This window comes from Acinetobacter sp. DMC2, assembly GCF_056314305.1.
The window spans coordinates 1-16,841 of record NZ_JBQUYP010000002.1 but is presented as its reverse complement, the minus strand read 5'-3'; the positions used below and the strand labels follow the sequence as shown (position 1 = coordinate 16,841).

Here is a 16,841-nt window from a genome sequence, read left to right as displayed (position 1 = left end):
AGAATATGGAAACATATTCTCTTTTTTTTATGGCGAAGCTATTTGGGTTTTTGATGTGAGTAAAGCAATGAGGGTGTCTGAAACTTTCTGAGTTAATGTCTTTAATTTTTGTTCGGGATGGCCAGATAAAAAATAATGGTAATGATAAATACATTCTTGATAAGAAATGCAGATAAAAAAGGTACCTACGGGTTTTTCTGAGGTTTCACTTCCTCCAGATTTTAATAGCCCAGTACAACTTACAATAATATCGGCTTTTGGAAATAACGTTTGTCCCCGCTTGCACATTTCCTCTGTAACTTGTGGTGACTCTGCTGTGTAAATCTCTATTAACTTTGGATTAACTTTTAAGATACTAATTTTAATGCTGGGGTCATAACTTATTAAACCACCCAGTAAAATGTCTGCTCCACTATTTTTATGAATAGAAAATTGACTGGTTAAATAACCAGAACTGGCACTTTCAATAAAGGCAATTTTGAGTTGACGATTTTCTAATAGTTGGCAGCAGTGCTGAAGCATTATTTCACCTCGAATGGTGTTTATTTATAAATAAAATCAATTTACAGATAAATTATAAAATTACAGTAAGTGATTTAAGGGTGTCATTCAAGTCTGGGATAAAAATCTATAAAACTGCTTGAATATTCACAAAATGCCTGTGAAAAAAATTAGGTTTTAAAATGATCAATGTTAATGGTCGGGAAGTTTATTTATAACATTGCGACATGCTTAAAAAATTGTTAATTTTGTTTGATATAACAAACAATAACAATTTTAGGATGAATGAAATGAACAATAAACAAGGATATATGCTGGGAATTTTGAGCGGTGTATCTGTATTATTATCAACTACATGGGCAGCACAACCAATGTCGGAAAGTGCGCTTGCAACTCAAACAGGGGCGATAACTGCATCTTTACCCGTGATTATTGCCAAAGCTCAGGACGATGCCAAAAAGCCTGCGAGAGAACAACAACAAGTACAGCAGGCGTTAGGAGATAACTATTTACAGCAAGTTCGATGGAATGCGCTTAGAACCAGCGTACTTTCTCCGTATCAAGAACAAAAACAGAATCATGTTGTTGATAGTAAAGAAAAGAAGAAGTTAGAAATGATTGCGTTACCGGAAAGAGCAGATCGTTTTACTAAATATGATTTTGAGTCAAAAAATGTTCATGGTGAGGTTATTATTACCGTGAAGTAATAATAACCTCTAGTCTCATTAATACTGATCTAGACCAGGGTGCTGAATTTTCCATGCACGGTGGATTTTTTGATTACGTTTAAAATCAAGGCCGATGGTTTCAGAAGTAATTTCTTCAACCTGAAAAATAGCTTCGATCTCTTCGTCCATTTCAAAACCGCGATAGTTATTCGAGAAGTAGAGCGTACCTTCACTGTGTAAACGGTTCATTGCGCGTTTAATAAGCGAGATGTGGTCACGTTGTACATCGAATGTACCATAGAATTTTTTCGAGTTTGAGAATGTCGGCGGGTCAATAAAAATAAGATCGTATTGTTCATGACCTTCTTTTAACCACTCAAAACAGTCGCTGGCAAAGAACATGTGTTGTTCATCTGCATGATCTACAGTTAAGCCATTTAAAACAAAGTTTTCTTTTGACCAGTTTAGGTAAGTGTTAGATAAATCCACACTTGTTGTACTAGCAGCACCGCCAAGCGCAGCATGTAAGCTTGCAGTAGACGTATAGCTATATAAGTTCAAGAAGTGTTTACCACGTGCTTCTTGAGCAATACGTAAACGCATTTGACGATGGTCAAGGAATAAACCCGTGTCTAGGTAATCAGTCAGGTTAACTAAAATTTTAGCTTTACCTTCTTGAACGATAAAACGTTTTGAAGCTGTACTTTGCTTCGTATATTGAGTTGTACCCGTTTGGCGTGCACGTGTCTTAATAAAGATGGCATCACGGTTTAAACCAGTAACAGCGCGAATTGCAGCAAGCGCTAAATTAAAACGTTTTTTAGCTTTTTCTGGATCGATTGTTTTTGGTGGTGCGTATTCCTGAACGTGTAAACGGTCACCATATAAGTCAACAGCGACATTAAAGTCAGGTAAGTCTGCATCATACAAACGTAAACAATAAACATTTTCTTTCGTTGCCCATTTTTTCAAGGCAGTCATATTTTTTTGCAAACGGTTAGCGAAGTCTTGAGCTTCTTCCATTTCAATAGGTTGAGCTTGCCAAGTTGCTAAAAATGGTTGAGTTACTTTTTCAGGTTTGATTACACCGAAACGAATATAAATTGGCAACTTACCATTCATTAAGCGTAAGGTTTCAGGCGCTTCAAATGCCAAAACATCAGATTGTTCAATTTGAGCTGCAATAACCGCTGCATATTGATTTGGGAAATGTTTTTGTAAAAGCGCTGATAAACCTAAGTATAGAGAACGGTTTGAAGCTTTTTCACCTAAACGTTCACCATAAGGCGGGTTAGTGACAATAAATGCAGTTTTGCCTTCAGCAGCAAAATCTGGCCAGTCAGCTAAAGTACGCTCTTCGATTTGAATCTGACCTAATAAATTTTCAAAGCCTGCTGCAATAATATTTTCACGGGTTGCTTTAATCGCTTCCCAGTCTGCATCGTAGGCATAAAATTTAGGTAAAGGTAATTGAAGTGCTTTTTCGTGACGTTCTGCTGCTTCTGCTTTAAGTGAAAGCCAAAGTTCACGGTCATGACCATGCCAGCCATTAAATCCAAAACGGCGAACAAGTCCCGGTGCACGGTCAGTTAAAATCATTAATGCTTCAATGATGAATGTGCCCGAACCACACATTGGGTCAAGCACGATCTCTGGATTACGCTGTTTGAGCTGAGCTTTTTGTAAAATTGCCGCAGCAAGGTTTTCTTTAATTGGTGCATCTGTCATGTAACGGCGGTAACCACGCTTATGGAGTGAATCACCTGATAAATCTAGACAGTAAGTATGTTCAGTTTTACCTGCCAAAGCATAGATCGTAATTTCTGGTTGTTTGGTATCAATGCTAGGACGGCGACCTACAGCTTCCATAAAGGAATCAACAACACCATCTTTTACACGCAGTGTAGCAAATTGCGAATTGACCATGATTTCACGTTCTGCATGCAAGCGAATTGCAAAGGTACTTTGTGGTGCAAAAACAAGTGACCAGTCAAAGCTCATTGCACCTTCGTAGAGTTCTTCTGCGACATCACGTGCATCATGCGTAAAATCAAGTTCATAAGTATGAATAGGAAGTAAAACACGAGACGCGAGACGCGACCACATACAGATGCGGTAAGCTTGTTCAAGCGTTCCTTCAATGATTAAACGTCCTGCTTTACGTTCTGTCACTTTGGTGCCAAGTTGTTCTATTTCTTCTTGTAAGAGGGGTTCTAAACCATCAGCACAAGTAATCCAATAGTGGTTTAAACGTAAAGAGGTATTCATAAACTCGATTGACCAAAACATATAAATATTAACGATGCAAAGTTTAACTTATTTTGATGTCTAAAGGTTTTTAAATTATTGCAACCTATCATTTAGCAACCAATAAACTGATTTTTAAAGAGTAATACCTTGTAATTGGTATGTATTTTGCTAGACCAAGATAATTGATGGTTATTTATTTAACAGACAAAGTCGATTTTTAACCATTTTTATAATTTTAATGGATGGGGACGTTATAAATGAAAGACATGATGGGGAATGGTTTTATTGCTAATGCAGATGCTTTCTCAGTGGCCACACAAATATATGTACGTATGCGTCGGGTAACGGGGCGGGTAATAGATGCAATGTATGTGATTCAAAATAAAGATTATGCAAAATATGTAATTACGGTGGCGTTAGAAACAGAGGATGATGAATTAAAACGATGTGTTGAGCGATTAAGATCATTAGTTGAAACACTGCCAGAATCTTCTCAAAAAGAAACGCCCGCTGTTACTAAGGCGGATGAAGAGCCAGAAATAACAGCCGAAGACATTTATCGGGCACAAGTTCCACACCATTACATTGGTGCCTTAAGGTAATCTCGAATAAGACCTTAAATTTTGGTCAATTTAGGGTCTTATTCTGTAAAGTTCTTCTGCGAAAAGAGCGGAATTCAGCTACACTATGCACGTTTTCGCGATTCGACCCATAGGAATCCATTATGCATATTGCAGCGTTGCATCAGCCGAGCCAGGTTCAGCTCAATCAGGACGGAAATTTAAAACATTTTTTAACAATTGAGGGACTTTCAAAAGAAAACCTCACGAAGATTTTAGATACCGCACAAAGCTTTTTAGATGATAATAATAATTTAATTAATCGTCCGCTCTTAGAAGGGTTGACGGTGATGAATCTTTTCTTTGAAAACTCCACCCGTACCCGTACTACTTTTGAAGCAGCAGCAAAACGCTTGTCTGCCAATGTATTGAATATTGATATTGCACGTTCAAGTACATCAAAAGGTGAAACGCTACGAGATACGCTTTGGAACCTTGAAGCAATGGCTGCCGATATTTTTGTTGTACGCCATTCATCTTCGGGCGCTGCACATTTCATTGCTAAAGATGTATGTCCAAAGGTCGCGATTATTAATGCTGGAGATGGACGTCATGCTCATCCAACGCAAGCGATGCTTGATATGCTTACGATTCGCCGTGAAACAAAGAAACCTTTTGAAGAGTTGAGTGTTGCTATTATTGGAGACATCAAACACTCTCGCGTAGCACGCTCGGATGTGGCTGCTCTGCAAACATTGGGCTGTAAAGATATTCGTGTGATTGCACCGAATACATTATTGCCAGTGGGCTTTTCAGAATATGGTGAACACGTTCGTTTATTCAACAATATGGATGCAGGGATCGCAGATTGTGATGTGATTATTGCCCTACGTATTCAAAATGAGCGTATTGATTCTCCAGCATTATCTTCACAGTCTGAATTTTACAGAATGTATGGATTAAACAAAGAGCGTCTAGGTCTAGCTAAACCGGACTGTATCGTGATGCATCCGGGACCAATGAATCGTGGTGTAGAAATTGACTCAAGTGTTGCAGATGGAGACCAGTCGGTTATTTTGAAACAAGTAACCAATGGTATTGCTGTTCGTATGGCCGTATTGGCGTTATCAATGCAAGGCCAACTCCAAGAGCAAGGTTTAATTGAAGCGATTACGTTGTAAGGAATGGATCACATGAGTATTGTAAAAATTGAAAATGTACGTGTGTTAGACCCAGTCCAAAAAACAGACAGCGTACAAACTGTATATCTTGAAAATGGCAAGTTGGTTGCTCCAGTAGAGCAAGTTGAACAATCCATTGATGGACAAGGTAAATGGTTAATGCCAACCATGGTTGATTTGTGCGCGCGTTTGCGTGAACCGGGTCAACAGCAACACGGTACACTTAAATCTGAAGGTAAGGCAGCTCGTGCTAATGGTATTTTGCATGTGATTACTCCCCCAGACTCAAAACCGATTGTACAAGACAACGGTGCGCTTATTCATGGCTTGATTGAAAAGGCATGGCTTGATGGCGGCATTCATATGCATATTATCGGTGCTCAAACCCAAGGTCTAAATGGTAAACAACCAGCAAATATGGCGGGCCTAAAAAAGGGTGGTTGTACTGCTGTTTCAAATGCTAACGCTGCTTTTGAAAATGATGATGTGGTTATTCGTACTTTGGAATATGCAGCGGGTCTTGGCTTAACGGTTGTGTTCTATGCCGAAGAATCACAAATTGCTAAAGATGGATGTACACACGAAGGCTTTGTTGCTTCTCGCCAAGGTCTGCCAATGATTCCGGCGCTTGCTGAAACTGTAGCGATTGCAAAATATTTGCTTATGATTGAAGCAACTGGCGTAAAAGCTCACTTTGGTTTGTTGTCTTGTGGTGCATCGGTTGAATTAATTCGTGCAGCAAAAGCAAAAGGTTTGCCTGTAACTGCTGATGTTGCCATGCACCAGTTACATTTAACCGAACACTTAATCGACGGTTTCAATTCACTTGCACACGTTCGCCCACCATTGCGTTCTGAGCAAGATAAAGAACTTTTACGTCAAGGATTAAAAGAAGGCGTAATTGATGCAATTTGTACGCACCATGAACCTTTAAGCAGTTCGGCAAAAATGGCGCCATTTGCTGAAACTCAGCCGGGTATTACTGCTTTTGATACTTATGTATCTTTAGGTGTCCAACTCATTAATGAAGGTTTATTTGAACCTCTTGAATGGGTTGCTAAAGTTACGAGTGTTCCAGCACAGGTTGCGAATATGACCTCGCGTTGGGAAGATGAAGCTGGATGGGTGTTGGTAGATCCTGAATTAAGCTGGACAGTAAGTAAAGACACTATTTTATCTCAAGGAAAAAATACCCCATTATTGGGTCAAACCTTGACGGGTAAAGTACTTCAAACTTTTGCTAACTGATAAAGTGCTTAGTTAAAGTAAATTTAAAATATAAACAGGTAGATCAATATGATCTACCTGTTTTGTAAATACTAGATGGAAAATTGTATATAAATTATATAAAAAACAACAAAAGATTGAAGGAAGATTAGAATAAAAAACTATCAGCAAAGAGAAGTATTTGAATAATCAAAAATTGCTGGTTACGACGTATAAGATTCGGGAGAATAACCAATGTCGATAAACCCTATAGAATTGCTTAAAGAAAAAGTATCTTCAATATTATTAAATGAACAGGATGGATACCTAGGCGAAAAATCGAATGCTTTATCTAAGTTTTATCCAATTTTACTTTCATTATTAGCTGCTAAACCTGATCTTATCGGACAATTGAAAAATAGTTTGGCTCCTTCCTTATCAGACCTTTTTTCTCATAATGACCAAATCAAAAATACTGTACTTACCCATTTAAGTGGTACAGCACCAAATAATGAAATTGAAAGCACGCTCAACAGTGCAATTAAACCCAGCCTTAATGCAATTTCAGATGTTGCAGGAAATGACCAGCAAAGTATTGTGAATTACTTGCGCCAGCATGCAGATACTATTCGTTCATATTTACCAGCATGGGCAGTGGGTCTATTAGCTCCGCTAGGACTTGGTGCAGGTTTATCTTCAGTTCCACATGCAACTTCAGCAGCCCCGCCATTAGCTGCAGCAACTGAAAATACAGGTAAGTCTCGTGGATTCTTACCGATTATTGCCCTCATTATTCTGGGTCTTATTATTGCTTGGTTATGGCGTTCTTGTCAGCACAAAGAAGCTGTACCAGCCCCAGAACCGACGGCTGCCAGCGGTGTTGAAGCTGCTGCCGCACCCGCTAGCTTAACTTTAAGTACCGATGATAAAGGCGCAGTGAGTGAGTGTCAGGCTGGAATTGGCGATCAAGGCTTCTTGGCTACTTTACAAACTCAAGTGAAACAAGTGCTTTCAGCAACTAAAGACTGTGATGTTGATACAAGCCAGACCCATGCAGCTTCATTTACAGATAAAGATGCACTTGCTGGTGTGTTAGGTGCATTAAAAGGTGTACCAAATGCATCTTTAGAATGGGTGGGTGACAAAATTACTTTGAAAGCAGGTGATGCAGCAGCATTAGCAGCATTAACTGCAAAAGTAAAAGCATTGGTGCCACATACTGAGGTTGTAGGCGAAGCACCAGCAACAGCTGAGCAATCTGTGAGTAATAGCTTAACTGCTTCGCAAACTGCTCTAGGATCAATTGACCCGAACAATGTCGATGTAAATGCTTTAGTGAAAGCACTTAACTTGCAAATTATTAATTTTGCGAGTGGTTCAAGTGAAATCCCTGCCGATAACAAAGCCATTCTTGATCAAGCTGCAACGCTTTTAAATAAAGTGACTAGCGTCAAATTAAATGTGGGTGGTCATACAGACTCGACTGGTAACGCTGCTGCCAATAAAGCACTTTCTCAACGCCGTGCTCAAGCAGTTGTAGATTATTTAAAATCTAAAGGTGTAGATGCTTCTAAATTAGTTGCTCAAGGTCATGGTTCCGACCAACCAATGGCTGAAAATACAACTGACGAAGGTCGCTTTAAAAACCGTCGTATCGAGTTTTCAGTAGCCCAATAATCGACTGATTTATGAAAAATTAGTTATTTTAATTTGAAAAAAGCTTCTCATTTTGAGAAGCTTTTTTGTTGAGACAAATAATATTGGATTGGTATGAAAATCAGTTTGGTGGGAAGTGGGAGAGTTGCCTTTCATTTGGCAAAGGCTTTATTGGGCCAAGGTCATAATATCGTACAAGTCTATGCGCGTGATTTTGATAAAACCCAAAAATTTGCAGAGAAAATTCAAGCAAAAGCATGCCAATCTCTTCAACAATTCCAATCAACCGATCTTATCATTCTAGCGATTTCAGATAGTGCAATTGCAGAGCTTGTAAAACAAGTTCATGAATTCTTTCCTGACACACTTATTGTTCATACCTCGGGCAGTACTGATATTGAAGTCATCAGTCATGTACATGAAAAAGCAGGGGTGTTTTATCCATTACAAACATTTAGCTTAGAAAGAGATGTTGTTTGGTCTGCAACGCCGTTATTTGTTGAAGCAATAAGAGATGTCGATCAGGAGCTACTTTCAGATTTAGCAAATAGCCTAAGTAGTCGAGTATATCAATACACCTCAAAACAACGTTTAACTTTACACTTAGCGGCTGTATTCGCTTGTAACTTTAGTAATTATTGTTTTGATATGGCAAAGCAAATTGTAGATGAAGAGCAGGTCGACTTTAGTTTACTTTATCCTTTAATTATAGAAACAGCAAAAAAAGCCACTGAAAATGATCCAAAGCAAATGCAAACTGGGCCTGCAATGCGTGGCGATCAAAATATCTTGACCATGCATCAAGACTTATTGGCTCAAGCAAATCGAGATGATTTAAAGCAGGTGTATCAACTTTTAAGTGATGGCATCCTAAAACGCCATCACTCGGCTTAAAGCTTATTTAAAAGTTAAGGTTCGCCGTTATTGCCCCATTTTAAGAAGCCAGCACGCTGATTTAACAGTTCAAAATATTGGTCGACATGCTTAAGCGTTGGATGGTCAAAAGGTGTTGCCTTCCAGCGCTGTACAGACAGACCAATTGGAATATCGGCTAAGCTAAATTGTGAGCCTGCAACATAAGCCTGAGTTTTTGCGAGTTGTTGATCAAGAATCTGCATATGATGATTCCAGTCATCAATACCTTGCTCTAACAACTTTGGATCTTGATGATCTGGAGAATGTCTAAGCAGGGACATAATCGTATAAGTCCAGCTGTTATTCAGCTCGATCGCTTGCCAATCAATCCACTGGTCAACAAAGAATCTTTCTTTTGCTTGAGTAGGATAAAACTGATGCTCTTTATCGTAAGCATTTGCCAGATAACGGATAATACTGTTGGACTGCCAAAGGACTAAATCACCATCTAAAACGACAGGAATTTGGCCATTTGGGTTTAATTGTAAATATTCAGGTGATTGAGCAGAGCGAAAGCCTCGTCCCCAGTCTTCTCTCTCATATTTAATATCTAGTTCTTCACACAACCATAAGACTTTGCGAACATTAATGGAGTTATCGCGCCCTAAAATTTTTAACATGTGTTGTCCTTAGCAATTTTTAGTATGGCAAGTACCAGTTTCTATAAATAGCTAGATTTGGCTCGATTGGCAATCAATAGTTAAAAAATATATCTATTAGGACATATATCCTAAATAAAAATCTAAAAATTTGATTAATAAGAATATATTTGAATTTTTAAGGAGAGTTGTTTGATAATATAGGAGTAATACTTTTAACCAGAATTGAAAAGATAAACTATTCAAAATAAGTGTGGAAATGAGTTGGTCTATATAATTTAATTAATAAAAGGTTATTAATGGAAGAGAAAGTTATTGAATTAAATGAGAAGAATATCCTAATGAGATATTCCTCTCGATTAAGTGAGCAAGCAAAATGGTTGGCAGAACTGATTGTAGATATGAGTCGGAAGGGTGTATCTATTGAAGATGGTGTAAAAATACAGTTTGGTTGGTCTTTTTTGATATTTCGAAATTTTGATGATAATCAGTTAATATTGTGTGAACCAGATTTTTCACGTAATCCATTTAGTGAAGAAAAAAATAGTATTGATTTTACACTTGAAGTTCAGGCACTACAAAATAGTTTTGCAAAGCGTTGCGGGGTAGATCCTATAGCTACGTTATTTCAGGATAAAATTATTTTAGTAAAAGGATGTTTGGATAAAGAAAAACTATTTATGGAGCGTATAGAACCAGATTTAGAGAAAGGTGATTCTGGATGGTTCATTAATACACTTGAAGATGATAGCGAAGACATTGAATATGAAGCAATATATGCTTTTCAACTACTTTACTTAAGACCTGAAATCATGTCTGTACTGATATTACCACCAGAATTTATAGTTCTAGTAGATAAGAATACTATTGAAAAAGTAATAAATGAAAAAAATGAAGTTGTTTGGAGCTAATAAACTTTTTGATAAAACAATGGAATATTTAGTATGTTATTGAAATATCCAGATAGTACTGTTGATTTTTCAGCAAGTCCAGCACATGCTTTGACCACTTTTCAGGTATATGATCGGGATGAATGGGAAGAGTATTTATCTCACTATGATCCAAATGATTTTACTCAAATGAAACCCTTATTTAATGAATATTTTTTTAAAGTAAAAAATAAAAAGTATAATATTCATCATAAAGCAGTAGTTATGCTCTCATTAGAGCAAGCTTTGCTGACTGAGAATTATAATTTCTCTGAATTATTAGAGTCTGATGATGAAACATGCTTTTATTTTCCTTGTAATTGGAAAATTGAAAAACCAAGATCTTTTTTTAAAGATATTTATTACTTAATGTTTACAAATTGGGGGGAGGAGGTAATCAATGCTGGTTATAAAATTTTACTTCCCAATGAAATTTTATAATAAAATAAGGATTGTATAATTTAGTAAATACTTTTTAAATTTTAAAAATATTTCTAAGCAATTTTAGGTTTAAAATATAAGAAAGCTTCTTATTAAGAAGATTATCCTATCTCAAGAATTATTTAGTCATGAGAGTGAGTTCAGAAAAGAACTTGTGGAAGTTTTAATGCTTGAAGAAAGCGCAACACATGAGCCAGCTTACGTGGTTTTTGACAATTGAATAAAATACTATGTTTATTGTAAAGAGGCTTAATTCTGATGTTGACTGAAATTGCTATTGCAGATGCTTATGGTGCAGGTTTTGAATTTTGTAGCGAAGATAAGATTATTTCACAAAACAATTTAGATTCATACAGCAAGCATGAGTTATACGATATTTTCGGCAAGTATACAGATGATACACAGATGTCGATTGCGCTAGTGGAGTTTATATTGTCAGATCAAGAATGGACTAAAGAAAATATAGCTTCAAAATTTATAGAATGCTTTAAAAGAGATGTGAGATTAGGGTATTCAGAAGGTTTCTTCAATTTATTAAGTAAAGTGGAGTCTAGCAAAGAGTTACTTGAATTAATAATACCAACAAGTGAAAGAAATGGGGCTGCGATGCGTTCAGTTCCTATGGGCTTTCTAAAAAATAAAGAAGATGTAATTGCTTTAGCAAAGTTACAAGCACAAGTTACGCATGATTCACCTATAGGAATTCAATCAAGTTGTGCTGTCGCGTTAGCTGCCCATTTTGGAACTCACCAAAAAGGTTCTATTAGCGATTTAGAGAGTTTTCTAGAGTCAGAGCAATATGGAAATTGGGATTATAATTGGAAAGATAGAGTATCTTTAAATGCATATGATACGGTCAGTGCTGCATTAACATGTTTATTGAAACATAGTTCTTTAAGTGAGCTCCTAAAGTCATGTATTAATTTAGGTGGAGATACTGATAGCGTTGCGGCAATAGCTGTTGGTTTGGCTACATGTTTTAGAGAATACAAAAAAGATTTACCTATTCAACTTTATAATAATTTAAATGAAGATAAATATGGAATATCTTTTTTATTAGATTTAGAGAGTAAGTTCCTGAAAAAATGCAATTTAGATAATTAATTATGGCACTAAGTCATTAAAACTTAATGCCATAATTTTAAGTAAAAATAATATGCTCTTTACTTAATCTTTTTAAAGATAAAGTCATTAATCTTATGACCTGACTCAATACCACGGCGTTCGAACTTAGTGATTGGGCGCCAGTCTGGACGAGGGTAGCTGTTGCCTTTACCTGCCAAGTTTTCAAGGTCTGGACGGTTGTCTAATACATCTAGCATCCACTCAGCATAAGGTTCCCAATCTGTTGCAGCATGGAATGTACCGCCAAGCTCAAGCTTTTGTTCAACCAATGGCATACGCTCATGAGCAACAAAACGACGTTTAAAATGACGTTTCTTTTGCCAAGGGTCTGGGAAGTAAAGTTGAACGCAGTTAATGCTGTTGTCTGGCATTTCACGTAAAACCTGAATTGCATCTGCATCAAGTACACGTAAGTTTTTAACTTCTGCTATACCTGCTTCATATAGGCATTGAGCAATACCAGGTACATGGACTTCAATACCCACATAGTTGCGTTCAGGGTTTGCTTTTGCCATAAGTACTAGCGAACGACCCATACCAAAACCGATTTCAACAGTTAATGGACGCTCTGGGTGTTCGAAGTGTTGACGTAGGTCGCCAACAGGATATTCCAAAATTAAATCGCGATGTTGTTCTAATGCCGTGCGTTGAGACGTATTAAGTGGTGCTGAACGACGCATAAACGTCACAATTTCACGGTGTTCAGGCAAATTGTCTAAGTCTGCAATTTGCGTTTCTAACTGATCGATCGACATAACCTTGGCAATATTGAAATTCAAATGCGGTATTTTAAGTCTTCATGGGATCAAGTCAAATGTTTCGGTGTTTTTCTTCATGTAGATGTCATGATCAATATTTACTCTAAGAGACTAATTAAAACTCATATGAACACTTTTACTCATGAAAACTTTTCAATTAAGAACACTTTCGGTCTTTCTAAGTGCATTAGGTGCATTTTCATATAGCTCAGTTGCTCAAGCGCAGCTCATGTTTAGCCAATATGTTGACGGCAGCAGCAATAAAAAAGGCTTGGAAATTTATAATCCAGATGGCGCTACGGTTAATTTAGCCGATTATGAGATTCAACAATTTAATAATGGTGGTACAGCAAAGACTGTGGTTTTTCGTTTACAAGGCACGCTCGCGAGTAAGCAGAAGTTTTTAGTGGGCCGCTCAGAGTTGCAAACTGAGCTGGGAAGTAAAGTAAATCAGGTCGCTGCTTTATCTTTTAATGGAGATGATGCGGTTGTACTCGTTTATAAAGGAACGCCCGTAGACCGTTTTGGCCGTATTGGTAAACGCCCAGCAGCGGGATGGGGGACAGCAGTTTCAAGCTTGGGAAATAGTTTTAAGCGTATTGAAACTGAGAACCCAGCTTTAAGTGTTGATGCAACCGCAGTATTTGATTTGGACCATTCATGGTCGGCTTGGACAAACCGAAATGACTTTTCAAATTTATCGGGTTCTACAACTCAGCCTCCTGTTGAAACAGTAAGTTGTTCAAGTTCAGATACAGCTATTGCTGACTTGGCTGCAGCAACTCAAGACCAGACTTATACTGTGCGTGGTGTGATTACAGCTGACTATCGTTATGCCAATGGTTTCTCTGGTTTTTATGTTCAGACGCCAGATACAAAAGCACGTGCAAATGTCAGTAATGCTATTTTTGTTTATATTCCTAATAGCAGTGCGGTAAAAGGTGGACAAGTTGGTGATGAAGTTATTTTACGTGGTCGTTTAACGTCTTATCAAAATCAGCTACAGATAGATCAATTACAACAAGATATTCAAACCTGTAATAGCAATATGGCAAATCAGGTTCAGCCGATTAGCCTTGAACTTCCGTTTGCTAGTTTAACGGGTGGTTCAACCAATTCTCCGCAGCGTTATCAAGGTATGTTGGTCAAACTACCTCAGACTTTAACGGTGAGTGAGAACTACAATTATGGTCGTTATGGTGAGTTATCGCTGAGTTTAGGCCGTTTATATATTCCAACCAATTTATATCCAGCGTTATCTTCTGAAGCCAAAGCTCTAGCTCAGAAAAATTTATTATCGAAAATTATTTTTGATGATGGCTATAACAATCAAAACCGTACACCTTGGTTACCAAGCAATTTTAGCGCTGCCAATACGCTACGTTCGGGTTATCAACTTAAAAATGCTGAAGGTATTTTAGAATATCGTTTTAATGGTTGGCGTGTACAACCTGTGCTTGGACGTAATCAGCCTGAAGTTATTACTCAAACAAATCCGCGTCAAAGCGTCCTTACTAAAAATGCTAATCACATTCGTGTAGCTTCATTTAACGTCTTGAACTATGACAATGGTGCAACGGGTTTTCCAACAGAGCGTGGTGCGACAACACAAGCTGAGTTTGATAAACAGCATCGTAAAATTGTGAGTGCGCTCAAAGCAATTGATGCCGATGTTTACGGTTTAATGGAAATTGCGAACAATGGTTATGGGCCTAACAGTGCAATCGCCAATTTGACCAAAGCTTTAGGTAGCGATTGGAAATATGTGGTTCCTGAAAATCTAGACCGTTTAGGTGGTGATGCAATCGCAGTTGCTATTATCTATAACAGCAAACGTGTTAAGCCTTTAAATAAACCTGTTGTGCTTGATTTAGGCGACAAGAACCGAACAACTTTGGCGCAAAGTTTCCAAGCAGTTCGTGGTAATAAAACGTTTACTGTTATTCCAAACCACTTGAAATCGAAAAGCTGTAGTGGGGTCGATGCTAGCTCTACTGACGCAGACCAAAAAGATGGTCAAGGCTGCTGGAACCCAACTCGTTTGAAAGCCGTTGATCAAATTGTGCAATGGCTCGCGAAAAATCCAACTCAAGTGCAAAACCAAAATGCTTTACTTGTAGGGGATATGAATAGTTACGCAAAAGAAGAGCCTATTTTGTCATTTGAAAAAGCGAACTATAAAGTTTTACTTAATGACACTAAGGTCGGTCAGGGTACTCAGGCGTATAGCTATGTGTATGGTGTTGCGAGTGATGCCAACGGCAATGGTGGAGCAGGTAACTTAGACCATGCAATTGCTGATGCAGCTTTATATCCAAAAGTGGTTAGAACTTTTGCATGGCATATCAATGCAGATGAGCCAACGGTTCTAGATTACAACGAAGAATATAAAACGGATGAGCAAAAGGCATTGTTTTATGGTGAAGATGCTTATCGTTCTTCGGATCATGACCCTGTAATTGTCGATCTGGGTTTAAATGGAAAAGACTCAACTCATCATGACGATGATAAGAAAAATGGGATTTTTGATTTCTTAACTGAATTAGTGAATTGGCTTAGCCAGCTTTTTAAGCGTAATTAACGGAAAAATTGCGTGACGCAAATGTGTTTTATCATATTTTAAACAATCGTCACGCAAGACAACTTGCAAGGAATGACTTTTTGAAGAATATTAGATGGTGTAAGTATTTTATAAGTTTACGCTTTTTTACAATTAAAGAATTGTGCAAACCTTGCAGGTTTTCTAGAAGCAATTTAAAACGTTAATATGAGATAACAAGGATCAGATATGAAATTATATTATTCGCCAGGCGCATGTTCTTTAGCTGCACATATTATTTTAAATGAAATTAATGTTGATTTTGACTTAGAACGGGTAAATTTAAAAACTCATAAAACAGAAAAAGGTGCAGATTATTACGAGATTAATCCAAAAGGATATGTACCAGCTTTAGAAATTAACCCAGGTTTAATGTTAACTGAAAATGTGGCGATTTTACCGTTCCTTGCTCAGCATGACCCTAAACAAGATTTGATTCCTCCATCAGGGATGGGCCGTGCGAAAGTATTGGAATGGTTGGGATATTTGAACTCTGAATTACATGATGCTTATGCTGTATTCTTCGGGGCACCGTTAACAACTGATGAAAAAACCAAAGCTTATGCAGAAATTGATCGTCTTTTAAAATATATCGATAACTATTTGTCTGAATCTGATTATGATTATCTCGTAAATGATAATTTTGGCCCAGCAGATGCTTATCTATTTGTTTTAACGAATTGGTCAAACTCAATTGAACATGACTTAACACCATATAAACATATTATTGCTCTACGTAATAAGGTAGCAGAACGTCAATCTGTACAAATTGCGATGCGTGATGAAGGTCTAATTTCTTAATCAGTTTTTTAGACTTTAATAAAAAGCCCCTGTATGAACAGGGGCTTTTTTATTTTTAGAGATTAGTGTTGAGCATCTTTTTTCACTTCAGCAGCGGTATTTTCAACAGCTTGAGCTGTATCAGCAGTTGCCTTACGGGCAGTTGCTTCAGTTTTTGCAGCAGCTTCAGCGGTTGCATCAGCAGCATGGTCAGTTGCAGCATCGATTTTTGCAGTAGCATTATCAGTTGCAGTAGCAATATCGCTTGCAGCTTTGTCACCAGCAGATTTGATATCTGCAGTTGCTTGTTGAGCAGCATTTTCTAAGTGTTCACCCGTTGTCGCACCTGTTTCTGGAGCTTTATCTTTATTACATCCAACAAGGGCAACGGTCGCAGCAAGACCTAAAGCAACAAGTAATTTATTCATTGTGTTTTTCCTTCTAATTCATGGCATCCAAATATGGATGTCTAAAATATAAACATAAACTAACTGATTAATAAAGATCGAAAATTGTTAAAGAGTTGTAACTCCAATATTAAAAAAGCCTAGCATTTTGTAATGCTAGGCTTGAACTAAACAATAATAATTTGACTGATTTTATTGCCCAGAACGGATGATGTAATCAAACGCAGAGAGTGATGCTTTAGCACCTTCACCTGTAGCAATAATGA

At 37.5% G+C, this 16,841-nt stretch carries 16 protein-coding genes; 11 read left to right on the top strand and 5 right to left on the bottom strand.

Annotated elements, in window-relative coordinates; genetic code table 11:
- Positions 1 to 27: 27 nt before the first annotated feature.
- Positions 28 to 522: a CinA family protein gene (locus tag ACT53H_RS04370; protein ID WP_476008697.1), complete on the bottom strand. Its 495-nt coding sequence runs from the start codon at positions 520 to 522 to the stop codon at positions 28 to 30.
- A 269-nt stretch (positions 523 to 791) separates the two neighbouring features.
- Here ACT53H_RS04370 and ACT53H_RS04365 point away from each other — a divergent pair, with 269 nt between their 5' ends.
- Entirely contained in the window at positions 792 to 1,208 is a 417-nt protein-coding gene (locus ACT53H_RS04365; RefSeq protein WP_004793664.1) for a hypothetical protein, read from the top strand.
- Between the two features lie 18 nt (positions 1,209 to 1,226).
- Here ACT53H_RS04365 and rlmKL read toward each other — a convergent pair whose 3' ends face one another.
- Positions 1,227 to 3,437 (bottom strand): bifunctional 23S rRNA (guanine(2069)-N(7))-methyltransferase RlmK/23S rRNA (guanine(2445)-N(2))-methyltransferase RlmL, encoded by a 2,211-nt coding sequence (gene rlmKL / locus ACT53H_RS04360; protein WP_034596304.1) that lies wholly within the window; start codon positions 3,435 to 3,437, stop codon positions 1,227 to 1,229.
- 239 nt (positions 3,438 to 3,676) lie between these two features.
- Between rlmKL and ACT53H_RS04355 the strand changes: the two genes are divergently transcribed.
- From ACT53H_RS04355 to ACT53H_RS04335, 5 genes are all read left to right on the top strand, one after another.
- Positions 3,677 to 4,021 carry a hypothetical protein gene (locus ACT53H_RS04355; protein ID WP_004793661.1) on the top strand — a complete coding sequence of 115 codons (345 nt, stop codon included), beginning with the start codon at positions 3,677 to 3,679 and terminating at the stop codon, positions 4,019 to 4,021.
- A 122-nt stretch (positions 4,022 to 4,143) separates the two neighbouring features.
- The gene (locus ACT53H_RS04350; RefSeq protein ID WP_003652674.1) at positions 4,144 to 5,160 is read left to right on the top strand and encodes an aspartate carbamoyltransferase catalytic subunit; all 1,017 of its coding nucleotides are present in this window, start codon (positions 4,144 to 4,146) and stop codon (positions 5,158 to 5,160) included.
- 12 nt (positions 5,161 to 5,172) lie between these two features.
- Positions 5,173 to 6,408 carry a dihydroorotase gene (locus tag ACT53H_RS04345; protein ID WP_353158148.1) on the top strand — a complete coding sequence of 412 codons (1,236 nt, stop codon included), beginning with the start codon at positions 5,173 to 5,175 and terminating at the stop codon, positions 6,406 to 6,408.
- A gap of 213 nt (positions 6,409 to 6,621) precedes the next feature.
- Positions 6,622 to 8,043 (top strand): OmpA family protein, encoded by a 1,422-nt coding sequence (locus tag ACT53H_RS04340; protein WP_476008696.1) that lies wholly within the window; start codon positions 6,622 to 6,624, stop codon positions 8,041 to 8,043.
- 93 nt (positions 8,044 to 8,136) lie between these two features.
- Positions 8,137 to 8,916 (top strand): Rossmann-like and DUF2520 domain-containing protein, encoded by a 780-nt coding sequence (locus ACT53H_RS04335; RefSeq protein ID WP_476008695.1) that lies wholly within the window; start codon positions 8,137 to 8,139, stop codon positions 8,914 to 8,916.
- A gap of 14 nt (positions 8,917 to 8,930) precedes the next feature.
- Here the strand turns inward: ACT53H_RS04335 and ACT53H_RS04330 are convergent, their stop codons facing one another.
- Positions 8,931 to 9,557: a glutathione S-transferase family protein gene (locus ACT53H_RS04330; protein WP_476008694.1), complete on the bottom strand. Its 627-nt coding sequence runs from the start codon at positions 9,555 to 9,557 to the stop codon at positions 8,931 to 8,933.
- Between the two features lie 278 nt (positions 9,558 to 9,835).
- Between ACT53H_RS04330 and ACT53H_RS04325 the strand changes: the two genes are divergently transcribed.
- The 3 genes from ACT53H_RS04325 (at position 9,836) to ACT53H_RS04315 (ending at position 12,010) form a co-directional block, all read left to right on the top strand.
- Positions 9,836 to 10,447, top strand: a complete 612-nt coding sequence (locus tag ACT53H_RS04325; protein ID WP_476008693.1) for an immunity protein Imm33 domain-containing protein — start codon at positions 9,836 to 9,838, stop codon at positions 10,445 to 10,447.
- Between the two features lie 33 nt (positions 10,448 to 10,480).
- Positions 10,481 to 10,906: a hypothetical protein gene (locus tag ACT53H_RS04320; protein ID WP_476008692.1), complete on the top strand. Its 426-nt coding sequence runs from the start codon at positions 10,481 to 10,483 to the stop codon at positions 10,904 to 10,906.
- Between the two features lie 258 nt (positions 10,907 to 11,164).
- Complete coding sequence (locus tag ACT53H_RS04315) at positions 11,165 to 12,010, top strand: ADP-ribosylglycohydrolase family protein (protein WP_476008691.1); 846 nt, start codon at positions 11,165 to 11,167, stop codon at positions 12,008 to 12,010.
- Between the two features lie 59 nt (positions 12,011 to 12,069).
- On the opposite strand, the gene trmB is transcribed toward ACT53H_RS04315, so the two are convergent.
- Entirely contained in the window at positions 12,070 to 12,786 is a 717-nt protein-coding gene (gene trmB / locus ACT53H_RS04310) for a tRNA (guanosine(46)-N7)-methyltransferase TrmB (protein ID WP_107882507.1), read from the bottom strand.
- 145 nt (positions 12,787 to 12,931) lie between these two features.
- Between trmB and ACT53H_RS04305 the strand changes: the two genes are divergently transcribed.
- Positions 12,932 to 15,370: an ExeM/NucH family extracellular endonuclease gene (locus tag ACT53H_RS04305; RefSeq protein WP_476008690.1), complete on the top strand. Its 2,439-nt coding sequence runs from the start codon at positions 12,932 to 12,934 to the stop codon at positions 15,368 to 15,370.
- Between the two features lie 207 nt (positions 15,371 to 15,577).
- Positions 15,578 to 16,189, top strand: a complete 612-nt coding sequence (locus ACT53H_RS04300) for a glutathione binding-like protein (RefSeq protein ID WP_133974516.1) — start codon at positions 15,578 to 15,580, stop codon at positions 16,187 to 16,189.
- A 62-nt stretch (positions 16,190 to 16,251) separates the two neighbouring features.
- On the opposite strand, the gene ACT53H_RS04295 is transcribed toward ACT53H_RS04300, so the two are convergent.
- On the bottom strand, positions 16,252 to 16,596 hold the full coding sequence (locus tag ACT53H_RS04295; RefSeq protein WP_005041903.1) for a hypothetical protein: 345 nt from the start codon (positions 16,594 to 16,596) through the stop codon (positions 16,252 to 16,254).
- Positions 16,597 to 16,841: the final 245 nt, after the last annotated feature.